24 protein-coding genes, 2 tRNA genes and 2 pseudogenes are annotated in these 24,611 nt (G+C 68.6%); 11 read left to right on the forward strand and 17 right to left on the reverse strand.

Annotated features, from left to right (window positions below; translation table 11 throughout):
- Positions 1 to 77: 77 nt before the first annotated feature.
- The gene (gene glgX / locus ISN38_RS18940; protein ID WP_003471587.1) at positions 78 to 2,216 is read right to left on the reverse strand and encodes a glycogen debranching protein GlgX; all 2,139 of its coding nucleotides are present in this window, start codon (positions 2,214 to 2,216) and stop codon (positions 78 to 80) included.
- A 283-nt stretch (positions 2,217 to 2,499) separates the two neighbouring features.
- Positions 2,500 to 3,201, reverse strand: coding sequence for a pirin family protein (locus ISN38_RS18945; RefSeq protein ID WP_003471588.1), 702 nt, complete (start codon positions 3,199 to 3,201; stop codon positions 2,500 to 2,502).
- A 161-nt stretch (positions 3,202 to 3,362) separates the two neighbouring features.
- On the opposite strand from ISN38_RS18945, the gene ISN38_RS18950 reads away from it, so the two are divergent.
- Complete coding sequence (locus ISN38_RS18950; protein ID WP_003471589.1) at positions 3,363 to 4,289, forward strand: LysR substrate-binding domain-containing protein; 927 nt, start codon at positions 3,363 to 3,365, stop codon at positions 4,287 to 4,289.
- A 105-nt stretch (positions 4,290 to 4,394) separates the two neighbouring features.
- Positions 4,395 to 5,384 carry a DedA family protein/thiosulfate sulfurtransferase GlpE gene (locus ISN38_RS18955; protein ID WP_047324984.1) on the forward strand — a complete coding sequence of 330 codons (990 nt, stop codon included), beginning with the start codon at positions 4,395 to 4,397 and terminating at the stop codon, positions 5,382 to 5,384.
- Positions 5,385 to 5,467: 83 nt separating this feature from the next.
- On the opposite strand, the gene ISN38_RS18960 is transcribed toward ISN38_RS18955, so the two are convergent.
- From ISN38_RS18960 to ISN38_RS18975, 4 genes are all read right to left on the reverse strand, one after another.
- Positions 5,468 to 5,544, reverse strand: a tRNA-Arg gene (locus ISN38_RS18960).
- A gap of 165 nt (positions 5,545 to 5,709) precedes the next feature.
- Positions 5,710 to 5,786, reverse strand: a tRNA-Arg gene (locus ISN38_RS18965).
- Between the two features lie 298 nt (positions 5,787 to 6,084).
- Entirely contained in the window at positions 6,085 to 6,894 is an 810-nt protein-coding gene (gene thiD, locus ISN38_RS18970; protein ID WP_003471593.1) for a bifunctional hydroxymethylpyrimidine kinase/phosphomethylpyrimidine kinase, read from the reverse strand.
- Between the two features lie 139 nt (positions 6,895 to 7,033).
- Positions 7,034 to 7,837 (reverse strand): IS4 family transposase, encoded by an 804-nt coding sequence (locus ISN38_RS18975; protein ID WP_081316129.1) that lies wholly within the window; start codon positions 7,835 to 7,837, stop codon positions 7,034 to 7,036.
- A 337-nt stretch (positions 7,838 to 8,174) separates the two neighbouring features.
- On the opposite strand from ISN38_RS18975, the gene ISN38_RS18980 reads away from it, so the two are divergent.
- From ISN38_RS18980 to ISN38_RS18995, 3 genes are all read left to right on the forward strand, one after another.
- On the forward strand, positions 8,175 to 8,534 hold the full coding sequence (locus ISN38_RS18980) for a TAL effector repeat-containing protein (RefSeq protein ID WP_139115878.1): 360 nt from the start codon (positions 8,175 to 8,177) through the stop codon (positions 8,532 to 8,534).
- Positions 8,535 to 8,639: 105 nt separating this feature from the next.
- Entirely contained in the window at positions 8,640 to 8,918 is a 279-nt protein-coding gene (locus ISN38_RS18990) for a hypothetical protein (RefSeq protein ID WP_141696016.1), read from the forward strand.
- Positions 8,919 to 8,938: 20 nt separating this feature from the next.
- Positions 8,939 to 9,646 carry a hypothetical protein gene (locus tag ISN38_RS18995; protein ID WP_003471610.1) on the forward strand — a complete coding sequence of 236 codons (708 nt, stop codon included), beginning with the start codon at positions 8,939 to 8,941 and terminating at the stop codon, positions 9,644 to 9,646.
- Positions 9,647 to 9,759: 113 nt separating this feature from the next.
- On the opposite strand, the gene ISN38_RS19000 is transcribed toward ISN38_RS18995, so the two are convergent.
- The 5 genes from ISN38_RS19000 to ISN38_RS19020 all read right to left on the reverse strand — a co-directional run bounded on the left by ISN38_RS19000 (position 9,760) and on the right by ISN38_RS19020 (position 13,590).
- Entirely contained in the window at positions 9,760 to 10,428 is a 669-nt protein-coding gene (locus tag ISN38_RS19000; protein WP_003471611.1) for a YoaK family protein, read from the reverse strand.
- A 69-nt stretch (positions 10,429 to 10,497) separates the two neighbouring features.
- Positions 10,498 to 10,992, reverse strand: a complete 495-nt coding sequence (locus ISN38_RS19005; protein WP_003471614.1) for a hypothetical protein — start codon at positions 10,990 to 10,992, stop codon at positions 10,498 to 10,500.
- Positions 10,989 to 12,389, reverse strand: a complete 1,401-nt coding sequence (locus ISN38_RS19010) for a PhoH family protein (protein ID WP_206711976.1) — start codon at positions 12,387 to 12,389, stop codon at positions 10,989 to 10,991. Before ISN38_RS19010 ends, ISN38_RS19005 begins: the two co-directional genes overlap by 4 nt.
- Positions 12,390 to 12,473: 84 nt before the next feature.
- Positions 12,474 to 12,953: a peroxiredoxin gene (locus tag ISN38_RS19015; RefSeq protein ID WP_003471618.1), complete on the reverse strand. Its 480-nt coding sequence runs from the start codon at positions 12,951 to 12,953 to the stop codon at positions 12,474 to 12,476.
- Positions 12,954 to 13,014: 61 nt separating this feature from the next.
- A complete protein-coding gene (locus ISN38_RS19020; RefSeq protein ID WP_003475101.1) occupies positions 13,015 to 13,590 on the reverse strand; it encodes a glycine cleavage system transcriptional repressor in 576 nt (191 codons plus the stop codon).
- A gap of 156 nt (positions 13,591 to 13,746) precedes the next feature.
- On the opposite strand from ISN38_RS19020, the gene dapA reads away from it, so the two are divergent.
- Complete coding sequence (gene dapA, locus ISN38_RS19025) at positions 13,747 to 14,655, forward strand: 4-hydroxy-tetrahydrodipicolinate synthase (RefSeq protein WP_047324982.1); 909 nt, start codon at positions 13,747 to 13,749, stop codon at positions 14,653 to 14,655.
- A gap of 17 nt (positions 14,656 to 14,672) precedes the next feature.
- Complete coding sequence (locus tag ISN38_RS19030; RefSeq protein ID WP_003471624.1) at positions 14,673 to 15,206, forward strand: hypothetical protein; 534 nt, start codon at positions 14,673 to 14,675, stop codon at positions 15,204 to 15,206.
- A 255-nt stretch (positions 15,207 to 15,461) separates the two neighbouring features.
- On the opposite strand, the gene fdxA is transcribed toward ISN38_RS19030, so the two are convergent.
- The 5 genes from fdxA to ISN38_RS19055 all read right to left on the reverse strand — a co-directional run bounded on the left by fdxA (position 15,462) and on the right by ISN38_RS19055 (position 19,464).
- Complete coding sequence (gene fdxA, locus ISN38_RS19035) at positions 15,462 to 15,785, reverse strand: ferredoxin FdxA (protein ID WP_047324981.1); 324 nt, start codon at positions 15,783 to 15,785, stop codon at positions 15,462 to 15,464.
- A gap of 82 nt (positions 15,786 to 15,867) precedes the next feature.
- Positions 15,868 to 16,767 (reverse strand): 2-dehydro-3-deoxygalactonokinase, encoded by a 900-nt coding sequence (locus tag ISN38_RS19040; RefSeq protein ID WP_058364126.1) that lies wholly within the window; start codon positions 16,765 to 16,767, stop codon positions 15,868 to 15,870.
- The gene (locus ISN38_RS19045; protein ID WP_003471630.1) at positions 16,764 to 17,687 is read right to left on the reverse strand and encodes an SMP-30/gluconolactonase/LRE family protein; all 924 of its coding nucleotides are present in this window, start codon (positions 17,685 to 17,687) and stop codon (positions 16,764 to 16,766) included. The genes ISN38_RS19040 and ISN38_RS19045 overlap by 4 nt, the downstream gene beginning before the upstream one ends.
- A gap of 8 nt (positions 17,688 to 17,695) precedes the next feature.
- Positions 17,696 to 18,847 (reverse strand): galactonate dehydratase, encoded by a 1,152-nt coding sequence (gene dgoD / locus ISN38_RS19050; RefSeq protein WP_003471632.1) that lies wholly within the window; start codon positions 18,845 to 18,847, stop codon positions 17,696 to 17,698.
- Positions 18,844 to 19,464, reverse strand: coding sequence for a 2-dehydro-3-deoxy-6-phosphogalactonate aldolase (locus ISN38_RS19055; RefSeq protein ID WP_003471634.1), 621 nt, complete (start codon positions 19,462 to 19,464; stop codon positions 18,844 to 18,846). Before ISN38_RS19055 ends, dgoD begins: the two co-directional genes overlap by 4 nt.
- A gap of 331 nt (positions 19,465 to 19,795) precedes the next feature.
- Here ISN38_RS19055 and ISN38_RS19060 point away from each other — a divergent pair, with 331 nt between their 5' ends.
- On the forward strand, positions 19,796 to 20,755 hold the full coding sequence (locus ISN38_RS19060) for a LysR substrate-binding domain-containing protein (RefSeq protein WP_058364128.1): 960 nt from the start codon (positions 19,796 to 19,798) through the stop codon (positions 20,753 to 20,755).
- A 411-nt stretch (positions 20,756 to 21,166) separates the two neighbouring features.
- On the opposite strand, the pseudogene ISN38_RS20920 reads toward ISN38_RS19060, so the two are convergent.
- Positions 21,167 to 21,358: pseudogene (locus ISN38_RS20920) on the reverse strand (transposase); the annotation flags it as partial.
- Here ISN38_RS20920 and ISN38_RS19070 point away from each other — a divergent pair.
- The 3 genes and pseudogenes from ISN38_RS19070 to lysS all read left to right on the forward strand — a co-directional run.
- Positions 21,356 to 21,712: pseudogene (locus ISN38_RS19070) on the forward strand (LytTR family DNA-binding domain-containing protein); the annotation flags it as partial. The pseudogenes ISN38_RS20920 and ISN38_RS19070 overlap by 3 nt on opposite strands.
- A gap of 102 nt (positions 21,713 to 21,814) precedes the next feature.
- Positions 21,815 to 22,940, forward strand: a protein-coding gene (gene prfB / locus ISN38_RS19075; RefSeq protein WP_108084989.1) for a peptide chain release factor 2 whose coding sequence is annotated in 2 segments (ribosomal slippage) — positions 21,815 to 21,889 and positions 21,891 to 22,940 — 1,125 coding nt in all. Because the reading frame shifts where the segments join, the coding sequence is not laid out codon by codon here.
- A gap of 96 nt (positions 22,941 to 23,036) precedes the next feature.
- The gene (gene lysS, locus ISN38_RS19080; protein WP_003465516.1) at positions 23,037 to 24,554 is read left to right on the forward strand and encodes a lysine--tRNA ligase; all 1,518 of its coding nucleotides are present in this window, start codon (positions 23,037 to 23,039) and stop codon (positions 24,552 to 24,554) included.
- The last annotated feature ends 57 nt before the right edge of the window (positions 24,555 to 24,611 follow it).

The following is a 24,611-nucleotide window of genomic DNA, read 5'->3' on the forward strand; positions in this document are numbered from 1 at the left end:
GTCTTTCCCGGCGGCTGCGTCCTGCGCCGCACTTGCCCAAGTCGCATCGCGACGACCGACTCCCGGCTTGCGGATCGTCAACCGGGCTGCGGCGGCTGGTACTCGAACACGCTGACGCTGCGCGGCGGCGCCAGGAAGTCGCTGGCGCCTGCTGGCATCGTGTCGGCCTGCAATGTCTCGTCGGTGGACAGCACCAGCTTCCAGTGCAGGGCCTCCTCGGCCGACGGCAGGACGAAGTTCACGCCTTCGTGGTAGGCGTTGATGACGATGAGCAGCGTGTCGTCGTTGGCCAGCTCCTTGACTCCGGAGGTCTGCGCCTTGCCTTCCAGCACCAGTCCGATCGCACGCGCGCCGGCCTCGGTCCAGTGGGCTTCTTCCATCTCCGTGCCGCCGGGATTGAGCCAGGTGAGGTCGCGCACGCCGGCTTCTTCGTTGTACTGGCCGTTGAGGAAGCGCCCGCGGGCCAGGATCGGGTAGCGCTTGCGCAAGGCGCTCAGCGCTTTGACGAAGTCGGTCAGTCGGCCCTCGGTGGGGTCGTTGTCCCAGTCGAGCCAGGTGATCTCGTTGTCCTGGCAATAGGTGTTGTTGTTGCCGCCCTGGGTCTGCGCGCGCTCGTCGCCGGCCAGCAGCATCGGCGTGCCTTGCGCCAGCAGCAGCGTGGCCAGCAGGTTCTTGCTCTGCCGCTCGCGCAGTTGCAGGATGTCGGCGTCGTCGCTGGCGTCTTCTGCGCCGTAGTTGCAGGAGCCGTCGTTGTTGGAGCCGTCGCGGTTGTCTTCGCCGTTGGCGTCGTTGTGCTTGTCGTTGTAGCTGACCAGGTCGCGCAGGGTGAAGCCGTCGTGCGCGGTGATGAAGTTGAGCGAGGCCCACGGGCGGCGGCCGCGGCGATCGAACAGGTCGGCCGAGCCGGTGAAGCGGGTCGCGAACTCGGCCAGCATGCCGTCGTCGCCCTTCCAGAAGGCGCGGGCATTGTCGCGGAACTTGTCGTTCCACTCCGACCAACCCGGCGGGAAGTGGCCGACCTGGTAGCCGCCCGGGCCGCAGTCCCAGGGCTCGGCGATCAACTTCACTTCCGACAGCAGCGGATCCTGGTTGCAGGCGTCCAGGAAGCCGCCGCGCTGGTCGAAGCCGGTGGGTTCGCGGCCCAGGATGGTGGCAAGGTCGAAGCGGAAGCCGTCCACGTGCATCTCGCCGGCCCAGTAGCGCAGCGAGTCGTTGACGAGCTGGATCACCCGCGAGTTGCTCAGGTTCAAGGTGTTGCCGGTGCCGGTGTCGTTGATGTAGTAGCGTTTGTCCTCGGCCAGGCGGTAATAGCTGGCGTTGTCGATGCCGCGGAACGACAGGGTCGGGCCGAGTTCGCTGCCTTCGGCGGTGTGGTTGTAGACCACGTCGAGGATGACCTCCAGGCCCTGGCGGTGCATGGCCTTGACCATGTCGCGGAACTCGTCGCGCTGGCCGCTGGCCAGGTAGCGCGACTTGATCGCGAAGAAGCCCAGCGTGTTGTAGCCCCAGTAGTTGCGCAGGCCCTTGTCGAGCAGGTGCTGGTCATCGAGGTAGGCATGCACCGGCAGCAGTTCCACTGCGCTGACGCCCAGCTCCTTGATGTAGCGCAGCACCGGTTCCTGGGCCAGTCCGGCGCAGGTGCCGCGCAGTTCCTGCGGCACCTGCGGGTGGCGCATGGTGTAGCCGCGCACGTGCGTCTCGTACACCAGGGTGTCGCTCCACGGGGTCTGCAGGCGCGCGTCGTCGCCCCAGTCGTAGGTGTCTTTGACCACCACGCACTTGGGCATGAACGGCGCGCTGTCGCGTTCGTCGAAGCTAAGGTCGCCATCCGGGTGGCCGACGGTGTAGCCATAGAGTTCGTCGGCCCAGATCAGGTCGCCCTCGATTTCGCGGGCGTAGGGATCCAGCAGCAGCTTGTTGGGATTGAAGCGGTGGCCCTCGCCGGGCGCATACGGGCCGTGCACGCGGTAGCCATAGCGCTGGCCGGGTTGCACGTCGGGCAGGTAGCCGTGCCAGATCTCATTGGTGTACTCAGGCAGGTCCAGCCGCGTTTCCGCGCCGGAGTCGTCGAACAGGCATAGCTCCACGCGCGTGGCGTGCGCGGAGAACAGGGCGAAGTTGGTGCCCTGGCCGTCGAACATGGCGCCACGGGGGAAGGGACGTCCTTGACGGATGCGTGAGGGAGTGGCGTAGACGGCGCTGGCGGGGTGTCGCATCGGGGCAGGGCTCTCGGCCGGCATGCCGGCATGGGGAAAAGAGCGCAAGCATTGACGCGGGTGCCGTGCAGGACGCGTCATGGCCTTCCGAGGGAGGCGTGAGGAGTGCGCGGTACGGCGCCGAATCCGCTGCGATGCGTGGCGCGGACGCATGAGTGGGGTGGGTGGCCGATGCTGCATCGTGGAGCGTGCGGATCCGCTGCGCCAATGCGAAGCATCCGCCATCGGGCGGATGCTTCGTGTGCGGTCTGTGTGGCGGCAGCGCTCGGGCTGGCGCCGCGGTTCAGCGCGGCAGGTCGAACAGCAGGAATTCCGTATCCTGCGCGTCGGCGAAGTGCAGTTCGGCCTCGTCGACGCTCTGCGCTGCGTCGCCGGCTTGCAGTGCCTGGCCATTGACCGTCAGCGCACCGCGGATGACCTGCACGTAGGCGCCGCGTCCGCTGGCCAGCGGGTAGGCGATGCGCTCGGCGCCGTCCAGGATCGCCGCATAGATCCGCGCATCCTGGTGGATCCGCACCGCGCCGTCCTCGCCCTGCGGCGCGGCGATCAGGCGCAGCTGGCCGCGCTTAGTCTGCGCGGTGAAGTGCTTTTCCTCGTAGCCGGGGGCGATCCCGGCACGTTCCGGCAGCAGCCAGATCTGCAGGAAGTGCAGCGGCTCGCTGACAGAGTGGTTGAACTCGCTGTGGGTCACGCCGGAGCCGGCGCTCATGCGCTGCACGTCGCCGTAGCGCAGCACCGAGCCGTTGCCCATGCTGTCCCTGTGCTCCAGCGCGCCGTCGAGCACGTAGGAGAGGATTTCCATGTCGCGGTGCGCATGGGTGCCGAAGCCCTGGCCCGGTTGCACCCGGTCCTCGTTGATCACCCGCAGCGGCCCGACGCCCATGTGGCGCGGGTCGTGGTAGTGGCCGAAGGAGAAGGTGTGGCGCGAGGACAGCCAGCCGTGCTCGGCGCGGCCGCGGCTATCGCTGGTGCGGATCTGCAACATGGGAAGCTCCCGGTAGTGGCGGTATGTGCAAGTGGATCGATAGGCAGAACGGTCGCGATATCCGCTTGATTCCGTAGCTGCCTTGGGGTTATGACGAGTATCCGCGCTGTCGCCGGGTTTGAAAAACGGATAGATTCGGTGCCTATCATCGAAAAATTCGAATGCTCATGATCAGCCTCGACGCGCTGCAGATCATCGACGCCATTGATCGCCGCGGCTCGTTCTCGGCGGCCGGCAAGGCGCTGTACAAGGTGCCGTCCACGATTTCCTACACGGTGGCCAAGCTGGAGCAGGACCTGGGCGTGCAGTTGTTCGAGCGCCTGGGGCCGAAGGTGGCGCTCACCGCGGCCGGGGCCGAGCTGTTGCGCGAGGGCCGGCACCTGCTGCGCGCGGCCGCCGATCTTGAACTGCGCGTGCGCCGCGTCGCCTCCGGCTGGGAGACCGAGTTCGCGCTGGGTCTGGATTCGCTGTTCGCGCCGGACTGCCTGGCCGAGGACATCGCCGCGTTCTATGCGGTCGCCGACCGGACCCGGCTGCGGATCGTGCAGGAATCGCTGTCCGGCACCTGGGAGGCGCTGCTGGACCGGCGCGTGGACTTGCTGCTGGGCGCGGCCGGGGAGGGACCCAGCGGCGGTGGCTATGTCGCCGAAGCGTTCGGCACGCTGGCGTTCGTGTTCGTGGTCGCGCCCACCCATCCGCTGGCGCAGGCGGCCGAGCCGCTCGGCCGCAGCCAGCTGGCCGAGCATCGTGCGATCGCGGTTGCCGATTCGGCGCGGCGGCTGCTGCCGCGCACGGTCGGGCTGCTGTTCGGCCAGGACGCGCTGACCGTGCCGGACATGCGCAGCAAGTACCTGCTGCAATTGGCCGGGCTGGGTTTCGGTTTCCTGCCCGAACCCTATGCGCGGGCGGCGCTGGCGTGCGGCGCGCTGCTGCGCAAGCAGGTCGAGGAGCCGAAGCCGGACGAGGTGTTCCAGCTGGCGTGGCGCAGCGGCGAGGAAGGCGCGGCGCTGGCCTGGTGGCGCACGCGCATGCGCCAGCCCGGTGTGTTCGAGGCGTGGCTGGCGCAGTTGCAGGCGCGATTGGACTGAGGGTGGTCGGGTCTGTTCCGCCGGTGCTGCGGCGTTGTACGCGCCGGGCGTCGCGACCGGGAGGATAATGCCGCATCCTTTCTTCCCCCAGGCGCAGGCACGGCCATGCAGGAACTGATCGCGCGTTACGGCCTGGGTCTGGTCTTCGTCAATGTGCTGGCCTTGTCGCTGGGCCTGCCGGTGCCGGCATTGCCGACCCTGATCCTGGTCGGTGCGACCTATGCCGTGCTCCACGGCAGCGCGGTGTGGAGCGGGTTGCTGGCCGCGTTGTCGGTCTCGATCGTGGCCAGCCTGATCGGCGACCTGGTCTGGTTCGGCGCCGGCCGCCGCTACGGCAACCGCACGCTGCAGTCGCTGTGCAGGCTGTCGCTGTCGCGCGATACCTGCATGAAGCAGACCGAGCGCTTCTACACGCGCTGGGGCGTGCGCGTGCTGGCAGTGGCCAAGTTCATCCCTGGTCTGTCGATGGTGTCGGTGCCGATGGCCGGGGCGATGCGGGTGCGGCCAGGCCAGTTCCTGCGCTACGACGCGCTGGGAGCGGCGCTGTGGGCGGGGTGCGGGCTGCTGCTGGGCCTGGCGTTCGCCGACCAGGTGCACGACGTGCTGGACTGGCTGAGCCTGCTCGGCACGCGTGCGGTGTTGCTGCTGGCGGGCTTGCTCGTGCTCTATATCGGCTATCGCGCGTGGCGCCGGCATGCGTTGCTGAAGTCGATGGAGACGTTGCGCATCAACGTCGACGAACTGTACGCGTTGATGCAGGGCGAGGCGGTGCCGGTGCTGCTGGACATCCGCGCGCCGGGCTATCGGGCGATCGAGCCGTTCGCGATTCCCGGTGCGCTGGAGGTGGACGATCGCCGCATCGACGCCATCGTCGCGGCGTTGCCGCGCGATCGCAAGATCGTCATCTATTGCGCCTGCCCGAACGAGGTGTCGGCGGCGGTGCTAGCCACGCGCCTGCGCCAGCGTCACTACGAGGATGTGCTGCCGCTGCGCGGCGGGCTGCACGCGTGGCGTGCGGCGGGCTATGCGGTGATCGAGCTGGACGGCGGCGCGGCGGCGCAGGTGGACGGCGTCGGCGGCAAGGTCGCCGCGTAAAGGTGCACGCGCGCAAGCCGCGGTCAGGGGCAAACGGAAGGCAAAAAAAACGACAAGCGCAGGCTTGTCGTTTTGCATCTGACTGGTGCGCCCGGAGAGATTCGAACTCCCGACCGCCTGGTTCGTAGCCAGGTACTCTATCCAACTGAGCTACGGGCGCGTTGTCAGGCGCGGGATTATTCCCGAGTTCTGCAGATTCGTCTACAGCGGCGTGCGCCGATGCGCCGCCGGGCTGCGCGCCACGTTGCGCGCGCACGCCTGCAAATAGCCGGCGAACACGCAAAAAAAAACGACAAACCGGGTTTGTCGTTTTTTTTTATCTGACTGGTGCGCCCGGAGAGATTCGAACTCCCGACCGCCTGGTTCGTAGCCAGGTACTCTATCCAACTGAGCTACGGGCGCGTCGTCAGGAGCGGAATTATTACCGAGTCCCCCGGACCCGTCAATGCCCTTGGCGGAAAAAATTCAGCCGGCGCTGCCGGGCAGGGCCTGCGCCACGGCTGGCGGCCGTTGCATCCAGGCGAAAGGGGCGGCCGCGGCGCCCAGCTGTGCCGCATCCGTGAGTGCAGCTCAAGCGTGCGCGGCGCCAGCTTTCGCAGCAGGGCGCGCAGCGGGGTTTCCGGTGCCATCCAGATCGCGCGCCGCGGCTACGCCGAGCGGGGCAGCCACAGCAGCGCCTGGCGCGGCGCCGCGTGCATGCTCACGCGTGGCGCGCGGCGCCGAAGTGGTCCAGCACCACCACCTCGCTGCGGCCGGGACGGTAGCCGCCCTGTAGCGCACGCGCGACGTAGTCGATCGCCGCTTCGCAGGCCACCGGCAGCGCCAGGCCCTGACACAGTTGCGCGGCGATCGCGGCGGCGAGGGTGCAGCCGGTGCCGTGGGCCTGCAGTGCCAGGCGCACATGGCTGAATTCGCTGCGGCTGACGCCGTCGTCGTAGCGGTCGATCACCCGATGGCCTTCGTCCAGGTGGCCGCCCTTGAGCAGCACCGCCTGCGCGCCGGCGTCGAGCAGCGCGGCGGTGGCGTGCTCGGCATCCTCGCCGTTCTCGATCGTGCGTCCCAGCAGCAGCTGCGCTTCCGGGGCGTTCGGGGTGACCAGCGTCGCCAGCGGGAGCAGCCGATGGCGCAGCGCATCCAGCGCGTCGTCCTCGAGCAGCTTGGCGCCGCTGGTGGCGACCATCACCGGGTCCAGCACCACGAACGGCGGGCGGTACTGCTCCAGCGCATCGGCGACCAAGTGGATCACCGCGGCATTGGCGAGCATGCCGAGCTTGACCGCGCCGATGTCGAAATCGGCAAAGCAGGCGTCGATCTGCGCGCGCAGGAACGGCAACGGCGGCACGTGCACCGCGGCGACCCCGCGGGTGTGCTGCGCGGTCAGTGCGGCCACCGCCGACAGGCCGTGCACGCGATGCGCGGCGAAGGTCTTCAGGTCGGCCTGGATGCCGGCACCGCCACCGGAATCGGTACCGGCGATGCTCAGTGCGGAAACAACGGTGGGTTCGCTCATGCGTCGATTGTGCAGCGCCTGCGGCGGCTTGGCGACCGCCCGTCAGCGCTCGCGGACCTGCAAACACCGGGACGGCGGGGCGATCCGATGCGCCTGCAACCGCCGCTGCCCGGCCCCGCGCCGATTGCCTGTCTCTTTATCACATCAACGCCGTCATTCCCGTGGCCAGCCGGAAGCCTGCGACTCGCTCCTGTAGCACTTGCCAACCATGCCATAGAGTGACCCAGCCCGGACGCCCGGTGCGCTTGGTATCGGTAAATCCACCCAGCCGTGCAACCGCAAGACACGCCCATCGTGCAGTCGGCGGCGTCAGCGGGGGCGCCGTCTTCTTGACTGTCAGCCACAACACCCTCCATTCCTCGGCTCCCAGTATCTGGTCACAAGGCAAGGCCGCTTGCACTTCTTCCTTGTCCGCTCGGCTTGGCAACTGCTCACGCAGTTGCAGCAATCTCACCGCCACGAACGCCGTGATCACCTGCATCCGTTCCAAGTTCTGCGCACTGTGCTGGCGCAGTCGCTCCACTCCCACGCCGCTCTTCCAGGCCTTGTGGTATTCCTCGATCCGCCAACGCAACTCGTAATACCCCACGATCTGCTTGACTTGCTTTACCGTCTCCACCGGTTCGCTGGTCAGCAGCACCCAGTTCAGCGGTTCATGCTCACTACCGGCAGGCTCACGCACCAGCACCACGTTGACCGGCAGCGACACCGCCTGCTTGCCACGATCTGCCGGTGGCTTCACCTCCAGGCGGCGACCGCACACCTGTACCCGGGCCTTGCGCGCCGCGCGCCCGCCACGCTGGGTCACCTCCACCGTCGCTTCGTACTGCCACCTCTGCTCGCCAGACAAGCCGCCAAACAGGGGCTGCCCGCCCTGCGCCAAGCCTCGATCCGATTGCGCCCGGACCACATACCGCTGCGCCTGCCCATGCTTGTAACGCAAGTACTCGTATACGTCTCATCCACAAACATCGTTCACCATGATTCAGTCAAATCATGGCGTTGCAGCATATCGCCACTCAAAGATGTGATAAGGAGACAGCGCCGATTGCGGGGGAGGCGTTCGCCGCTGCGCCGAGCGCAGCCCGGTTGGCTGATGCGATCGTTCGGCTGAACGCGCGGTCGCGCAAGCGCGGTGCATGGCCATGCCCGGACAGGCTGGGATCGGCCTGGGCAGGCTTTGCTTCCATCGCGCGCGTTTCGCATCGGGCAGGACAGGTGCGGTGGGCCTGGACTACTGTCCTCGTTAGGCGCCCGGGTCGGGCGCGAGGAGGCGAAACGTGCGAAAAATCAATCCCCAACGGGCAGCAGTACCAGCAACGCACACCAGCGAGGCGCCGGGATCGGACCCGGCGGCGCCTGCAGCGTCCGCTGTACCAACGACATTGGCCGGCATTGGCGATCTGGGCGCGCGGCCGCGCCTCCCTCTTGAGGCTGCCGCGGTCGCGGCGGGGCAGGAGTCGTCCGGCCCACAGGGTGTGGTGAAGACGCAGCGCGGCCCCGGCTACGAACTGAACCCTAAGCAGGTGGGGGACATTGCCAGCGACATTGCCAGCCTCAACGGCGGCAAGCAGGCGCTGCAAGCGGTCGAGGAGCTGCTGCCGCGGCTGAAGCGCGATCATGGTCTGAGCACCGAGTAGGTGGTGGCTATCGCCAGCCACGACGGCGGCAAGTAGGCGCTGCAAGCGGTCGAGGAACTGCTGCCGCGGCTGAAGCACGATCATGGTCTGAGCACCGAGCAGGTGGTGGCCATCGCCAGCTACTGCGGCGGCAAGCAGGCGCTGCTAGCGGTGGAGGCGTTGCTGGCCGAGTTGCTGGGGTATGGGTTGAGCCGCGTGCAAGTGGTGTCCATCGCCAGCCAAGCGGGCGGCAGGCTCGCGCTGCAAGACGTGCAGGCGCAGTTGTCCGATCCGCAGCCGGGGCTGCTGCATTTGGCGCCGATCACCTGGCCGCCCTGGCCTGTATCGGCGGACGCCCTGCGCTGGAGGCGGTCAAGCACGGCCTGCCGCGCGAGGCCGCGCTGACCCGGCGGCAGCAGGCGCAGATGCCGGAGCCCACGGCGCACAACGTGCCCGATGCCAGGCGGGTAGTGAAGGTGGTGGGATTCTTCCAATGCCATCGCGCGCCGCTGCACGCCTTCAACGAGGCGTTGACCACGTTCAAGCTGAGCCGGCCGGCGCTGCTGCAATTGCTGCAGCGGGTCGGGGTCGCGGAACTGGAAGCGATCGGCGGCACGATTCCCGATGCCTCCCAGCGCTGGGAGCGGATTGTCAGAAACCTGGGCGTGAGCAGGGCCGCCGCCGCGCAGGCGCCATCGGAGCCGTCCTCGCCTACGTTGGCCGCGGCCTTGGAACGCATCCTGGAGGCGTCCAGCACGGTGCGGTCTCCCAGTCCGGTGGCGCAGGCGTCCACATCGAGCGGCCGCCGTAAACGCGCCTTGCCCGACGTTGCCGCGGACACGCCGCCGGCACGGCCATCCTGGCGCCGTTCGGCCGGCTCCGCTTTGGCCTCCGGATTGCAGGACATGCTCGGCTCGCTGCTCAGTTGGGGACAGCGCCGCAAACGGACTCACTTCGCCGACGGCCTGCTCGATCCTGGAACGCCGCCGCTCGAGTTCCTGCGGCAGTGTGGCGACCGGAACGATCCGCTGCGCTTGCAACCGCCAGCGCCCGCCGCTGCGCTGGTGGCCGATGAGGCGTTTTCGCCGCTGCGGCAAGAGGATTTCGACTGGCTGATGCAATTTTTAGGCTGAACCGCAGCTGGCCCGGCTGGCGCGCGTGGCGCAGTGCCCTGGCATGCAATGCATGCGATCTCCCGCCCCGGCGAGGGTGCGTCCGGTGCCGGGGGCCTGCCGGGCCGGCGCGCTTAGCGCTCGCGGCGCCGGTAGTGGGCCTGTACGGTGTAGGTCGTCCCGACCAGACCGGTCAGCAGCGCTGGCGCGAGCAATGCATCGAAGCCGACATGGCGGTAGGCCCAGGCGCCGAGCACGCCGCCGAGCAGGAAGCCGCCGATGATCAGCAGGCTCAGGCGGATGCGCCGCCGCGGCAGCGGCAGGCCGCGCAGGGCCTGGCCCAGGCCGATGCCCAGGTCGGTGAACATGCCGGTCAGGTGGGTGGTGCGCACCACTGCGCCGCTGTAGGTGGTGGTCATCGCGTTCTGCAGCCCGCAGGCGCTGGCGGCGAATAGTGCGCCGAGCAGTTGTTGCTGCTTGAACGCCTGCATCGCCGCCAGCAGGAGCAATGCTTCCAAGGCAAGCGCCACGCCGTAGCGGCGGCCCAGGCGCAGGCGGCTGTCCTGCACCACGATGCCGCTGAGCACGGCGCCGCCGAGGAAGGCCAGGACCACGCCGAGCAGTTGGCCGATCACGCGCAGGTCGCCATCGGCCAGCGCCGCGCCGAGCAGGGTGGTGGTGCCGGTCAGGTGGGTCACCGCCTGGTGCTCGAAGCCTAGGTAGCCGACCACGTTGACCATGCCGGCGACGCAGGCCAGGGCGCCGGCAAACGCCCAGGCCCAGCGCGGCAGTTCGACGTTCATGCGCCGCGGCGCCGCCGCCGCGCGGCGCGCGACGGGCTGGGCGAGGACGGCCGGCGCATGGGGTACGGCCTACTTCGCGTCGTTGACGGCGATCTCGGAGAAGGTGCCGCTGACAGGATCGAAGACCGCGCCCCAGAAGCCGCTGCCGCCGCCGCACACGCGCACCGCATCGACGCTGGGATCCACGTCCCTGTCGTCATGCGGCTTGAACGCGTTGACGTAGATCGCGTGTTTGCCGCGGTAGAGGATGCCGACGTACTGGCGGTCGGCACTGGCCGGAGCGGCAATGGTCGGCTGCAGTTGCGGAAGGCGTGCTTCCAGCTGTGCGATCTGCTCGATCGTCGGCACCCAGTAGCCGCTCAGCACGCCGCCCTGGCGCGCCGGGCTATCACGCGAACAGGTATCGAGCACCTCGGCAGCGGCGCTGTTGCGGGTGACGATCCACGATTGCCCGACCTTGATCGCGGTCGGCACGCTGGCCGGCCCGCGCGCGGTGCTGCATGCGCCGAGCAGGGCCAGTGCCAGGACTGCTCCGCCGAGGCGGCGTGCGTTGGCGGCGTTCATAGCACCTCCGAGGCGTAGTCGGCCAGGCGCGAGCGCTCGCCGCGGCGCAGGGTGACGTGCGCGCTGTGCGGCCAGGCCTTGAACCGGTCCACCGCATAGGTCAGGCCCGAGGTGGTCTCGGTCAGGTACGGCGTGTCGATCTGCTCGACGTTGCCCAGGCACACAATCTTGGTGCCGGGGCCGGCGCGGGTAATCAGCGTCTTCATCTGTTTTGGGGTCAGGTTCTGTGCTTCGTCAAGGATCAGGTAGCGCGACAGGAAGGTACGCCCGCGCATGAAGTTCATCGAGCGGATCTTGATCCGGCTGGCCAGCAGGTCGTTGGTCGCCGCACGGCCCCAGGCGCCGCCTTCCTGGTTATGGGTCATCACTTCCAGGTTGTCGGTCAGCGCGCCCATCCACGGCGTCATCTTCTCTTCCTCGGTGCCGGGCAGGAAACCGATGTCCTCGCCGACGCTGACCGTGGCGCGGGTCATGATGATCTCGCGGTAGCGCTGCTGGTCCATGGTCTGCGCCAGGCCCGCCGCCAGCGCCAGCAGGGTCTTGCCGGTGCCGGCAGTGCCGAGCAGGGTGACGAAGTCGATCTCCGGGTCCATCAGCGCGTTGAGCGCGAAGTTCTGCTCGCGGTTGCGTGCGGTGATGCCCCACACCGCGTGCTGACCGCTGCGGAAATCGTCGACCAGGGCCAGCGTCGCCTTGCGCTCGCCGCTGACCTTGACCACGCGCAGTTCCACTTCGTCGTCGCCGGGCAGGTACAGGTACTGGTTCGGATACCAGTCCTCGTCGTTGGCCAGCGCGATCTCGTAGCAGGTGCGGCCCTTGTCGCTCCAGCTGCGCAGGTCCTGGTTGTGCTTCTGCCAGAAATCCTCCGGCAGCTCGATCGCGCCGGTGTACAGCAGGCTGAAATCGTCGAGCGCGCGGTCGTTCTCGTAATCCTCGGCGATCAGGCCGCTGATCGCCGCCTTGATCCGCAGGTTGATGTCCTTGGACACCAGGATCACCGGGGTTTCCGGGCCTTCCTCGCGCAGCGCCAGCACTGCGGCCAGGATCTTGTTGTCCGGTGCCACGGTGCCGAAGCTGCGCCCGGGCTCGACCGGGCGGATCTGGAAGTACAGCCGGCCGATGCTGCCGCTGCTCTTGAGCTGGATGCCCTGCGGATGGCTGAGCGGGATGCCCGACTCGATCTGCTCGGCGCCGGCGCCCTCGATCAGCTCGTTGAGAAAACGGCTCACCTGGCGCGCGTTGCGGCTGACTTCGGACATGCCCTTCTTGGCGTTGTCCAGCTCCTCGATCACCTGCATCGGCAGGAACACGTCGTGCTCCTCGAACTTGAACAGCGCGGTCGGGTCGTGCATCAGCACGTTGGTATCCAGCACGTAGATGCGCTTGCCTCGGGTCATCGTGGATTCCTGGGAATGGGACAGGGAAAGACCATCACCGCCTGCGCAGGGCAGGGTGATGCGACGTGCGGGAAGCGCGAATGATCACTGCTGGGCGGCGGCCTGCAGCGCGTCGAACACGGCCTGGGCGTGGCCGGGAACCTTGACCTTGCGCCAGCTGCGCAGCAGCCGGCCCGAAGGCGAGATCAGGAAGGTGCTGCGCTCGATGCCCAGCACCTGGCGGCCGTACATGTTCTTTTCCTTGATCACGTCGAACGCGCGGCACAGGGCCTCGTCTGCGTCGCTGACCAGCGGGAAGCGGAAACCCTGCTTGGCGCAGAAATTGTCGTGCGATTTCAGCGAATCGCGCGAGACGCCGAGCACGGCGGCATCGGCCTGCTCGAACTGCGGCAGCAGCGCATTGAAGTCGATGCCCTCGGTGGTGCAGCCGGGGGTGCTGTCCTTCGGATAGAAATACAGCACCAGCCAGCGGCCGGCGTAATCGCCGAGCGTGGCGCTGGTGCCGCCGGACAAGGCCAGCGGCAATGCCAGCGTGGTGCGATCCAGGGTGTCGCCGTCTTTCATGGGGTATCCTCCGCGTGCATCGCCATCATCTGCGTTCGACTGCGTCGATGTCCAGCGCGGATCAGAACTTCATCGGGTCCATGATCGCGTCCAGGTTCAGGTGGTCGCAGAACTCGAGGAAATCGTCGCGCAGCGCGGCGATGTGCATGTTCGCCGGCACCCCGATGGTCACCTGCGCCGAGAACATCTCCGCGCCGGTCTGCATCGCGCGGTAGCGGGTGCTCTGCAGGTTCTCGATGGTGATGCCCTGGCGGTCGAAGAAATCCGCCAGCTGGAACAGGATGCCCGGCTTGTCGGCGGCGATGACCTCGACGATGTAGGGCAGCAGGTTGGATTGCGCCTGCTTGGCGCCGGTGCGATACCACACCAGCTTCATGCCTTCCTCGCGGTCGAGCCGGGTCAGCATGGCTTCGAGCTTGGCCACCGCGTCCCACGAGCCGGTTGCCAGTGCGGTCACCGACACGTCGCGGCCGACCGTGGCCAGGCGCGCATCGACGAGATTGCAGCCGCTGTCGGCGATGCGGCGCGTCACCGGCAATAGCGGCGATTCCGGATGCGTCGTATAGGCGTTGATCAGGAGGTGGTTTTCGGTCGGCGCGGGCCGGGGCGTGGTGTCTGTCAAAGGGGCTTCCGGCATTGCGTAGGATTGCGTAAGGCTGAACGGCGTCCGGGCGGTCGCTCGGCGCATTATGCAGCATACTTGCCCGTGCTTTCGGGCCGCAAGTAACATGCGGGACGAATCCCGTCCGTGCAGGCCGCACGCGGCCCTCTCATCCAGCGAGCATCAGGCATCTTGTCCCTCTCCGGCATCATCACCGCCCTGGCCACGCCCTTCCAGGGCAATGGCGACCTCGACCTCGACGCCTGGCAGCGGCTGCTCAAACGCCAGCTGGACGCCGGCGTGCAGGGCGTGGTGGTGGCGGGATCGACCGGCGAGGCGGCCACGCTGCTGGACGAGGAGTACGACCTGATCCTGCGTGAAGCGGCGCAGGTCATCGGCGCACGCGTGCCGCTGCTGGCCGGCACCGGCCTGTCCGGCACCGCCAGGACGGTCGCGCTGACCCGCCGTGCCGCCGCCAACGGCGCGCAGTACGCGCTGGTGGTGACGCCGCCGTACGTGCGCCCGACCCAGGCCGGCCTGCTCGCGCACTACCTGCAGGTGGCCGAGCACGGCGGCCTGCCGGTGGTGCTGTACAACGTGCCCGGGCGCACCGGCTGCGACCTGCTGTCGGACACGGTGGCGCACCTGGCGCAGCATCCGAACATCGTCGGCATCAAGGACGCCAGCAGCGATCCGCAGCGCATCGCCGCGTTGCTGGCCTTGCGCAGCGACGGCTTCGCCGTGCTCAGCGGCGACGACGGCAGCGCCGCGCAGGCCATGCTCGGCGGCTACGACGGGCTGATCTCGGTCGCCTCCAACGCCTTGCCGGCCTCCTACCGGCGCCTGTGCGACCTGGCGCGTGCGCGCCAGGCCGAGCCGGCGCAGGCCTGGGATGCGCGGCTGCAGCCGTTCCACGCCTTCTGCGGCATCGAATCCAACCCGATCCCGGTCAAGGCGCTGCTGCAGCGCGCCGGCATCGGCCAGGGCCTGCGGCTACCGCTGCTGCCGCTGTCCGCGGCGCACCACGCCACGGCCGACCGTCTCGCCACCGACGCAGCCGCGTTGGAAGAACTATCCAGCCGCGAAACGCTCGCGGCCTGACCTCAGGAGATTTATCGATGCGTGCTTCCGTTCCCTACGTCCGCGTGCTGTCGGCCGCCGTGCTGGCGACCACCATGGTCGCGGCCACCAGCGGGTGCAGCTGGTTCCACAAGGGCAAGCCGCGCGGCGACTATGCGCTGGCCCCCGAAATGCGTCCGCTGGAAGTGCCGCCGGACCTGACCGCCCCGGACACCTCGGCGGCGATGAAGGTGCCGGCGCTGGCGTCGGCCACGCAGCGCCCCGGCGCCAGCAGCGCGCCGGGCCAGGCTCCGGCGGCGTCGAACAGCGGCTTCGTGGTGCCGGGCGCGCGCGACCAGGTGTTCGGCCAGGTCGGCGACGCGCTGGGCGGCATCGCCGGCGTCACCATCGCCAGCCGCGCGCAGGTGCTGGGTTCCTACGACGTGGCTTACGAAGGCAGCAACTTCCTGGTGCGCGTGGTCGCGGTGGAAGCCGGGGTCTACGTGTCGGCGGTCGATCCGCGCGGCATGCCGGCCAGCGGCGATGCCCCGGTCAAGCTGATCGCGGCGCTGAAGGCCAAGCTCGGCCATTGAGCCGGTGGTGCCGGCCGGCGTTCGCGCCGGCCGTTGCGATAAACAGACACGGGCGCCGCAGGGCGCCCGTGTCGTTTTGGGGAAAGGTGCTGGCGCCGGCGAGTGCGCCGGATGATGCGGTTCCAGGAATCCCTTGTAGGAGCGGCTTCAGCCGCGACAGGCTTGACCGATGCTGCCTGTCGCGGCTGAAGCCGCTCCTACAAAAAACTGCTCGCGCGGCTTGGTGGGGGTTGCCTCGACGGCGTTGCGCGCCGCTTACTTCAGCAGCAGCGGCAGCTTGTTCGGCTTGCCGTCCCACTCTGCGGCGTCGGGCAGCGGTTCCTGGCGCGTGGTCAGCACCGGCCAGGCCTTGGCCAGCTCGGCATTGAGCGCGACGAAGCCTTCCTGGCCGGCGGGCACGTCGTCCTCGGGGTAGATCGCGTTGGCCGGGCACTCCGGCTCGCACAGGGTGCAGTCGATGCACTCGTCCGGATCGATCACCATGAAATTGGGACCCATGTGGAAACAATCCACGGGACACACTTCCACGCAGTCGGTGTATTTGCACTTGATGCAGTTTTCGGTGACGACAAAAGGCATGGTTCGATCCGGCGGTTAAGCGCGCAATTCTAAAGCAGTCGGCGCCGCCGCGTGGGGAATGCGCGCGGCCGGCCGCGCCGGATCAGTGGCCGATGCCGCCGCGGCGTTGCGCCAGGCGGTACAGGCCGTGCGCGGCCAGGTCTTCGGGGTGGCTGCGGACCTGGCTGCCCAAGGCGCGCAGCGCATGCGCGTAGCGGTCGAGCAGGCCGCTGCCGCCGATCAGGTGCACGCTCGGCGCCAGCGGCAGGCGCGCGCGCAGTTCGTGGCCGATCAGCAGGCCGGACAGGTAGGACGGCGCGGCGGCCGCGCTCAGCCGCTCGAACAGGCCCAGGCTGCGCACCCCGAACAGATGGTGCAGCAGGCCGCCGGGCGCGCCGCTGCGCTGCAGGCCGGCGTCGAAGCCGGCGCCGTCGAACTGCGCGTCGTCGGCGTCCATCAGCCGTGCCAGCAGGCTGTGCTGTCGCAGCAGCGCGTACAGCTCGCCGGTCATCATCGTCGCCAGGGCGGCGATGCGGCCGTATTCCAGATCGACCCATTTGCTGTGGGTGCCGGGCAGGCACACGCTGTGGCGGCCGGCGCCCTGCGGCTCCTGCGCCAGGATCTCGATCAGCCCGATCAACTGGGTTTCCTCGCCGCGCATCACGTCCGGCACCGCCTCGGTGCTGCTGGCCACGCCAGGCACGAACCACAGCGTGCGTCCCGGCAGCGCCGGGTCCTGCAGCGGCTGCATCGCCGCGGCCAGCGCGTCGGCGTCGGCCGGGCAGGTCGCGTAAGGCAGTTCGATCCAGCCGTTGCGGCTGCCGATCATGCCGCACAGCGCCACGTCGCCGGGCCAGCCGTCGATCAGCGCGGCCAGGGTCGCAGCGAAGCGGCCCTGGCAGGCGCCGATGCCCTGGTCGCTGCGGCGCTGCTCGAGGACGCGGCCGTCGGCTGCGAGCCGGTAGCCGCGCAGGCTGCTGGTGCCCCAATCGATGGCGATCATGCGCTGGCGATGCGTCCTTCGGGCAGGCCGGCGATGCCGACCGCGGCGGCGAACAGGCCGCCGGCCTGCGGGGTGCGCGCCAGTTCGGCGTCGGCATGGTCCATGCGCGAGGTGCTCAGGTACAGGGTGCGGCCGTCGGCGCCGCCCAGCGCCGGGCAGGTGGGATGCTTGACCGGCAGCGCGACGCTGCGCTCGACGCTGCCGTCGGGCCGGTAGCGGACCACGCGCCAGGCGCGCCATTGCGCGTTCCACAGGTGGCCTTCGGCATCGATGATGGCGCCGTCGGGTTCGGCGCCGGGGTGGTCCACGTCCGCGAACACGCGGCTGTTGCCGGTCTGGGCGTTGGCGGCGTCGTAGTCGCAGCACAGGATCTGCGGGCGCACCGAATCGCAGTAGTACAGGGTGCGGCCGTCGGCGCTGAAACAGATCGCGTTGGGGATCGCCACGCCGGGCAGCGGCAGGCGGCGCAGGCCGTGACGTGCGGACCACTGGTAGACGCTGCCGACCGGGGCCTGGTCGGCACGTTCGCTCATGGTGCCGAACACGAAGTTGCCGTGGCGGTCGGCGCGGCCGTCGTTGGCGCGGGTGTCGTCGCGCTCCGGCTCCAGGTCGGCCAGCTTGTGCAGCGGCAGGTCGGTGGCGTCGGCGGCGCTGGCGTCCGGATCGGCCGCGTACACGCCCTTGGCCAAGGCCAGCAGCAGGCGGCCGTCGTCGAACAGGCCCAGGCAGCCGGGGCGGTCGGGCAGGGTCCAGTGGCGGCTGGCGCCGCTGGCCGGGTCGTGGCGCCACAGCTGGCGTCCGTCGATATCGACCCAGAACAGCACTTGCCGGCGTTCGCACCAGACCACGCCTTCGCCGTGGGTGCAGCGGCTGTCCACGGCCAGCGTGGCGGTATGCGGGGGGGCGGGGGCGGCGCTCATGGGCTCACTCACCATTCGGCGATGCTGCCGTCGGCATGGCGCCAGACCGGGTTGTGCCAGTCGGGCGGGTTTTCGTTGGCATGGCGCAGGCGCTCCTCGTCGATTTCCACGCCCAGGCCGGGCTTGGGCAGGGCGGCGATGCTGCCGCTGTCGTCGCAGGCGAAGTCTTCCTTGTTGATCACGTAGTCGAGCAGGTCGGCGCCTTCGTTGTAGTGGATGCCGATGCTCTGTTCCTGCAGCACCGCGTTGTGCGAGACGAAATCCACCTGCAGGCAGGCGGCCAGCGCGACCGGGCCGAGCGGGCAGTGCGGGGCCAGGCCGACATCGTAGGCGTCGGCCATGCTGGCGATCTTCAGGCATTCGGTGATGCCGCCGGCATGCGACAGGTCCGGCTGCAGCAGCGACAGGCCGCCGGCCTGCAGCACCGGCTTGAAGTCGAAGCGCGAGTACATGCGTTCGCCGGCCGCCAGCGGGATCGGCGTGGACGCGGCCAGGCGCGGATAGTATTCGGCCAGTTCCGGCAGCACCGGTTCCTCGACGAACAGCGGCTTGAACGGCTCCAGTTCGCGCAGCAGCACGCGCGCCATCGGCGCGGCGACGCGGCCGTGGAAATCGATGCCGAAGTCGATGCTGGTGCCGAACGCCTCGCGGATCTGCGCGACCTTGGCCACCGCCGCATCGACCGCGCGCGGCCCGTCGATCAGCTTCATTTCCTCGGTGCCGTTGAACTTGAAGGTGTCGAAGCCCAGCTCGCGGTAGCTCTGGATCTGCGCGATGGTGGCCGACGGGCGGTCGCCGCCGACCCAGCGGTAGGTCTTCATGCGCTCGCGCACCAGCCCGCCGAGCAGTTCGTACACCGGCACGCCCAGCGCCTTGCCCTTGATGTCCCACAGCGCCTGGTCGATGCCGGCAATGGCGCTCATCAGGATCGGCCCGCCGCGGTAGAAGCCGCTGCGGTACAGCACTTGCCAGAGGTCGTTGATCCGCGCCGGATCCTTGCCGATCAGGTAGTCGCTCAGCTCGTGCACCGCGGCATCGACGCTGCGCGCGCGGCCTTCGATGACCGGTTCGCCCCAGCCGGTAATGCCTTCGTCGGTTTCGATCTTCAGGAACAACCAGCGCGGCGCGGCGTGGTAGGTGGTGAGGCGAACGATCTTCATGCGTGGTCCAGATAGGCTTGGCGGAAGGCGGCGGCCTGCGCCCGGGTCTGCGCCAGCGCCTGCCCCGGCCGGTACAGTTCGCCGCCGATGCCGGCGCCGATCGCGCCGGCGGCCAGGTAGTCGCGCAGGGTGTCGGTGCTGACCCCGCCGACCACGAACAGCGGCACCGTCGGCGGCAGCACCGCGCGCAGCGCGCGCAGGTGGCCAGGGCCGTAGGTGGCGGCGGGGAACAGCTTGAGCATCTGGGCGCCGGCGTCGAGCGCGTCGAAGGCTTCGGTGGCGGTGGCGAATCCGGCCACCACCTGCAGGCCGCGCGCGACCGCGTGGCGGATCACCGGCGGGCGGGTGTTCGGGGTGACGATGAAGCGCGCGCCGAGGTCGGCGAGGGTGTCGACGTCGACGATCTTCAGCACCGTGCCGCCGCCGATCCAGCAGCGCTGGCCGAACGCCTGCACCGCCGCGCCGATGCTGTCGGCCCAGCGCGGCGAGTTGAGCGGGATCTCGATCGCGTCGTAGCCGGCCTCGGCCAGCGCGCCGACATGGTCCAGCGCGTCGTCGGGGGTGAGGCCGCGCAGGATCGCGATCAGGGGAAACTGGAACGGGGAGACGGCGGACATCAGCTTACCTGGCAACGGGCATGGAGCGAGGGGCGTCCACCGCGACGCGACCAGTGTGCGGCCGCAAGGGCACGCCGCTGCGCGGCCGTCCCGTTGGCGACGCGCGGGCGGGCGCCATCGACCGGTGCGCTGGCGGAGCGTCCTGCTGATCTACGCTGGCGCGACGCGCCGGCGCCTTCACGAGGCGGTGTGACGGTGGGATGGCGTCGCGGCCGGAGTCGCGACTGGACAATAGGCTGCGCGCGCGAAGATATGCTCGGCAAATGAAATTTTAGACATATGCTATTCCGGTTGTGAATACGCATCTTCTTTACCTGGACGCCTTCCGCTGATGACCGCTCCCGCCAATCCCTGGTTCAACGCCGCACGCCTGAAGACCCGCCATCTGCTGCTGCTGCTGCAGCTGCACGAGCACCGTTCTGTGCTGCGCGCGGCCGAGGCGGCGAGTATGACCCAGCCGGCGGCCTCCAAGCTGCTGGCGGAAATGGAGGATCTGCTCGGGGTCAAGCTGTTCGAGCGGCATGCGCGCGGGGTGGAGCCGACCTGGTACGGGCAGGTGCTGATCCGCCGCGCGCGCGCGGCGATGTCGGAGATTGGCCGTGCGCAGGAGGAGATTGCGGCGCTGCGCGAGGGGCGTATGGGTCAGGTCTCGATCGGCACCGTGGTCAATCCCGGCACCAACCTGGTGCCGCAGGCGATCGCCGAGGTCAAGCGCGAGTTCCCTGGAATCCTGGTGCGGGTGGCGATGGACTACAGCCGGCCGCTGGTGGCCAAGCTGCTGGACGGCCAGCTCGACATCGTGATCGGGCGCATCCTCGGCCCGCATGGCGGCGATGAGCTGGAGTTCGAACCGCTGGCCGACGAGCCGCATTCGGCGGTGGCGCGCGCCGGGCATCCGCTGTCGGCGCGCGCCGACCTGCGCCATGCCGACCTGGTGCGCTACGGCTGGGTGCTGCCGCCGACCGACAGCGTGCTGCGCGCGCGCCTGGATGCGATGTTCCTGGAGCACGGCGTGCCGCCCCCCCAGAACGTCATCGAAACCTCGTCGCTGCCGGTGCTGACCAGCTTGTTGCGCGGCAGCGACCTGCTGGCGGCGTTGCCGGCCGACGCGGTGGCGCCGTACGTACAGGCCAAGCTGTTGGCCGTGTTGCCGATCGCACTGGGGGTGCGGATGGAGTCGTTCGGCATCATCCGCCGCCGCGACTACATGCTGCCGCCGGGTGCCGAACGCATCCTGCTGGCGCTGCGCAACGCGGCCAAGCGCCTGTATCCGGAGCGCCCGCCGGGCTGAGCGGGATAGCGCGGCGGCGGCCGCGTCTTCCTGCTTCGCGCCAGGAGCTATTGGGCGCACTGCGTGCCGTGCGTCGGTAGCTGTCGGCCTGCATCGCCCAGCGTTGCTTGCGCGCGACCCGAGGTGTTTTGGTTAGGCCTTACTATTTGCCTTCCAGCTAGTCGAAAAACATATGGCTGTGCGTGATTTCTTTATTTGATTAAGGAAGCTCTGAACAAGCCACGGATCCAAGAGGCGTGATCGGACGAGGCTGGTTGACCGGCAAATGGATGCACGTATTTCCCCTCATCCAGGCCATTTCAGGCCGTCACCTGCCGAACAACCCCATCCTTTTCAGTTCGCAGGCACACCTTCCCCGTTATCGCCAGCAAGCGCCTGCGCGCCATCCATAGGTTCGACAACGCAAACAGCACGTTCATCCGCCCCGGTATACCCGGCATCGGCGTAGACCTCGCGCTCCTGGCCGTGCAGCAGCTTCTGCGCCTGCGTCACATCGGCCACGTTCGCCGCGGTCGACACCACCGTGTGCACCAGGCCCGAGTCCCGATCCACCCCGATGTGCGCCTTCATCCCGAAGAACCACTGCTGGCCTTTCTTGGTCTGGAGCGCCCGGAACGCTTCCTGGTGCGCAAGCTCTGCCGCGATTTCCTGGTCGCCGCTGCCGATATCGAATGGCTGCAGGCCTCGGGCAACTACGTCAACCTGCGCGTGCGCAGCCACGACTACCCGCTGCGCAGCACCATGGCCGCGATCGAGGCCAGGCTCGACCCGGCCGTGTTCGTGCGCATCCACCGCAGTTACATGGTCAACCTGGGCTGCGTGGTCTCGATCGAGCCGCTGGAGGCCGGCGAGGCGCGCGTGCACCTGCGCGACGGCCGCCATGTGCCGTGCAGCCGCCGCTACCGCGCCGCCTTGCGCGCGGCGGCCGGGGAGGGCGAGGCGGCGGTCGCCGAGTGATCGCCGCGCTGCCCGGCCCGGGCGGCGCCGCGCGCGCGCTGTGGCGCGGCGGCCGGAATTGCTAGAATCGCGCTCTTGTTTGCCGTTTGCCGGAATGCCGCCATGATCGAACTCAATCCCATTCGCCATCGCATCGCCGATCTGTCCGAGCGGGTGCTGTCGCTTCGGGGGTTTCTTTGACTACGACGTCAAAAAAGAACGCCTAGAGGAAGTCACCCGGGAGCTTGAGAGCCCCGATGTCTGGAACGACCCCGAGCGCGCGCAGAGCCTGGGCCGCGAACGCGCCAACCTGGAGAAGACCGTCGGCGGCATCGCCAGCGTGCTCGACGGGCTGAACGAGGCGCTGGAGTTCCTGGAACTGGCCGAGAGCGAGGACGACGAGGACACCGCACTGGCGGTGGTCGCCGATGTCGAGCGCTTCCAGGCGCACGTGGAGAAGCTGGAATTCCAGCGCATGTTCTCCGGGCAGATGGACGCCAGCAACGCCTTCGTCGACATCCAGGCCGGCGCCGGCGGCACCGAGGCCCAGGACTGGGCCGAGATCCTGCTGCGCATGTACCTGCGCTGGTGCGAGTCGCGCGGCTGGAAGACCGAACTGATGGAAGTCTCCGGCGGCGAAGTCGCGGGGATCAAGTCGGCCACGGTGCGCGTGGAAGGCGATTTCGCCTATGGCTGGCTGAAGACCGAGACCGGCGTGCACCGGCTGGTGCGCAAGTCGCCGTTCGATTCGGACAACCGCCGCCACACCAGCTTCACCTCGGTGTTCGTGTCGCCGGAAGTGGACGACAACATCGACATCGAGATCAATCCGGCCGACCTGCGCACCGATGTCTACCGCTCCTCCGGCGCCGGCGGCCAGCACGTCAACAAGACCGAGTCGGCGGTGCGCATCACGCATATCCCGACCAACATCGTGGTCGCCTGCCAGACCGGGCGCAGCCAGCACCAGAACCGCGACAACGCGATGAAGATGCTCGCCGCCAAGCTGTACGAGCTGGAGATCCAGAAGCGCAACGCCGAGCGCGACGCGGTCGAGGCGACCAAGTCGGACATCGGCTGGGGCAGCCAGATCCGCAACTACGTGCTCGACCAGAGCCGGATCAAGGACCTGCGCACCGGCATCGAACGCACCGACACGCAAAAAGTGCTCGACGGCGACCTGGACGAATTCGTCGAGGCCAGCCTCAAGTCCGGACTGGAAGTCGGCGCAAAACGCAGCGACGCCTGAACCGGCGGCCTGCGCCCACCGTGGCGCAGGCCGGCCCCGCGGCACGTCATCCGCATCTGCTGCATCCTCTCCCTTCTTCTCCGCGTAACTATTCCCATGACAGAGCAGACCCCCGCGCCGTCCCTTCCCGTCGACGAAAACGGCCTCATCGCCGAACGCCGCGCCAAGCTGGGAGCGCTGCGCGCGCAGGGCGTTGCCTATCCGAACGATTTCCGCCGCCACGATTTCGCCGGCGACCTGCAGGCCGAGTTCGCCGATGCCGAGCGATGGACCCCCGAGGCGCTGGAGGCCGAGGGCCGCAACCTGAGTCTGGCCGGGCGGTTGCTGGCCAAGCGGGTGATGGGCAAGGCCAGCTTCGTGCAGCTGCAGGACGAGTCCGGGCGCATCCAGCTGTTCCTGCAGGCCAATGCGCTGGGCCCGGCCTACGACGCGTTCAAGGGCTGGGACATCGGCGACATCATCGGCGTGGAAGGCGGGCTGACCCGCACCAAGACCGGCGAGCTGTCGGTGCGCGCCAGCGCGCTGCGGCTGCTGACCAAGGCGCTGCGCCCGCTGCCCGACAAGTGGCACGGCCTGTCCGACGTGGAGCAGCGCTACCGCCAGCGCTACGTGGACCTGATCGTGTCGCCGGAGGCGCGCGAGGTGTTCGTCAAGCGCTCCAAGATCATCCGCGCGATGCGCGCCTGGCTGGACGCGCGCCGCTTCCTGGAAGTGGAGACGCCGATGATGCATTACATCCCCGGCGGCGCCACCGCCAAGCCGTTCACCACCCACCACAACGCGCTGGACATGGACCTGTACCTGCGCGTGGCGCCGGAGCTGTACCTCAAGCGGCTGGTGGTCGGCGGCCTGGAACGGGTCTACGAGATCAATCGCAATTTCCGCAACGAAGGCGTCAGCACCCGGCACAATCCCGAATTCACCATGATGGAGCTGTACGAGGCTTACGCCACGTACCATGAGGTGATGGACCTGACCGAGAGCGTGATCCGCGATGTGGCCCAGGAGGTGCTCGGCACCACCCAGGTGCACTGGGACGGCGCCGACATCGACCTGGCCCCGGCGTTCCGCCGCTGGCGCATGGACGAGGCGGTCCGCCACCACAACCCCCAGATCAGCGCCGCCGACTGCACCGACCGCGACGCGCTGCTGCGCCACTGCGAGCGGCTGAAGATCCGCACCAAGCCGTCCTACGGCTGGGGCAAGCTGCTGCTTGAGATCTTCGAGGCGACCGTGGAACACACCCTGATCCAGCCAACCTTCATCACCGACCACCCGGTCGAGGTGTCGCCGCTGGCCCGTTCCAGCGACACCGAACCGGGCTATACCGACCGCTTCGAACTGTTCGTCAACGGCAAGGAGATCGCCAACGGCTTCTCCGAACTGAATGATCCCGAAGACCAGGCGGCACGGTTCCAGGTCCAGGTGGCGGCGAAGGAGGGCGGCGACGACGAGGCCATGCACTTCGACGCCGACTATATCCGTGCGTTGGAGGTCGGCCTGCCGCCCACCGGCGGCCTGGGCATCGGCATCGACCGTCTGGTCATGTTGCTGACCGGCAGCAGTTCGATCCGTGACGTGCTGCTGTTCCCGTACATGCGTCCGGAGGCTTAATCTAGCCGCAGGGTGGCGGTAGAGCCTTGGCGTGGGGTTCTCGTATCGGGCGTCGGC

Source organism: Xanthomonas translucens pv. undulosa (genome assembly GCF_017301775.1).
Lineage (GTDB): Bacteria > Pseudomonadota > Gammaproteobacteria > Xanthomonadales > Xanthomonadaceae > Xanthomonas_A > Xanthomonas_A translucens.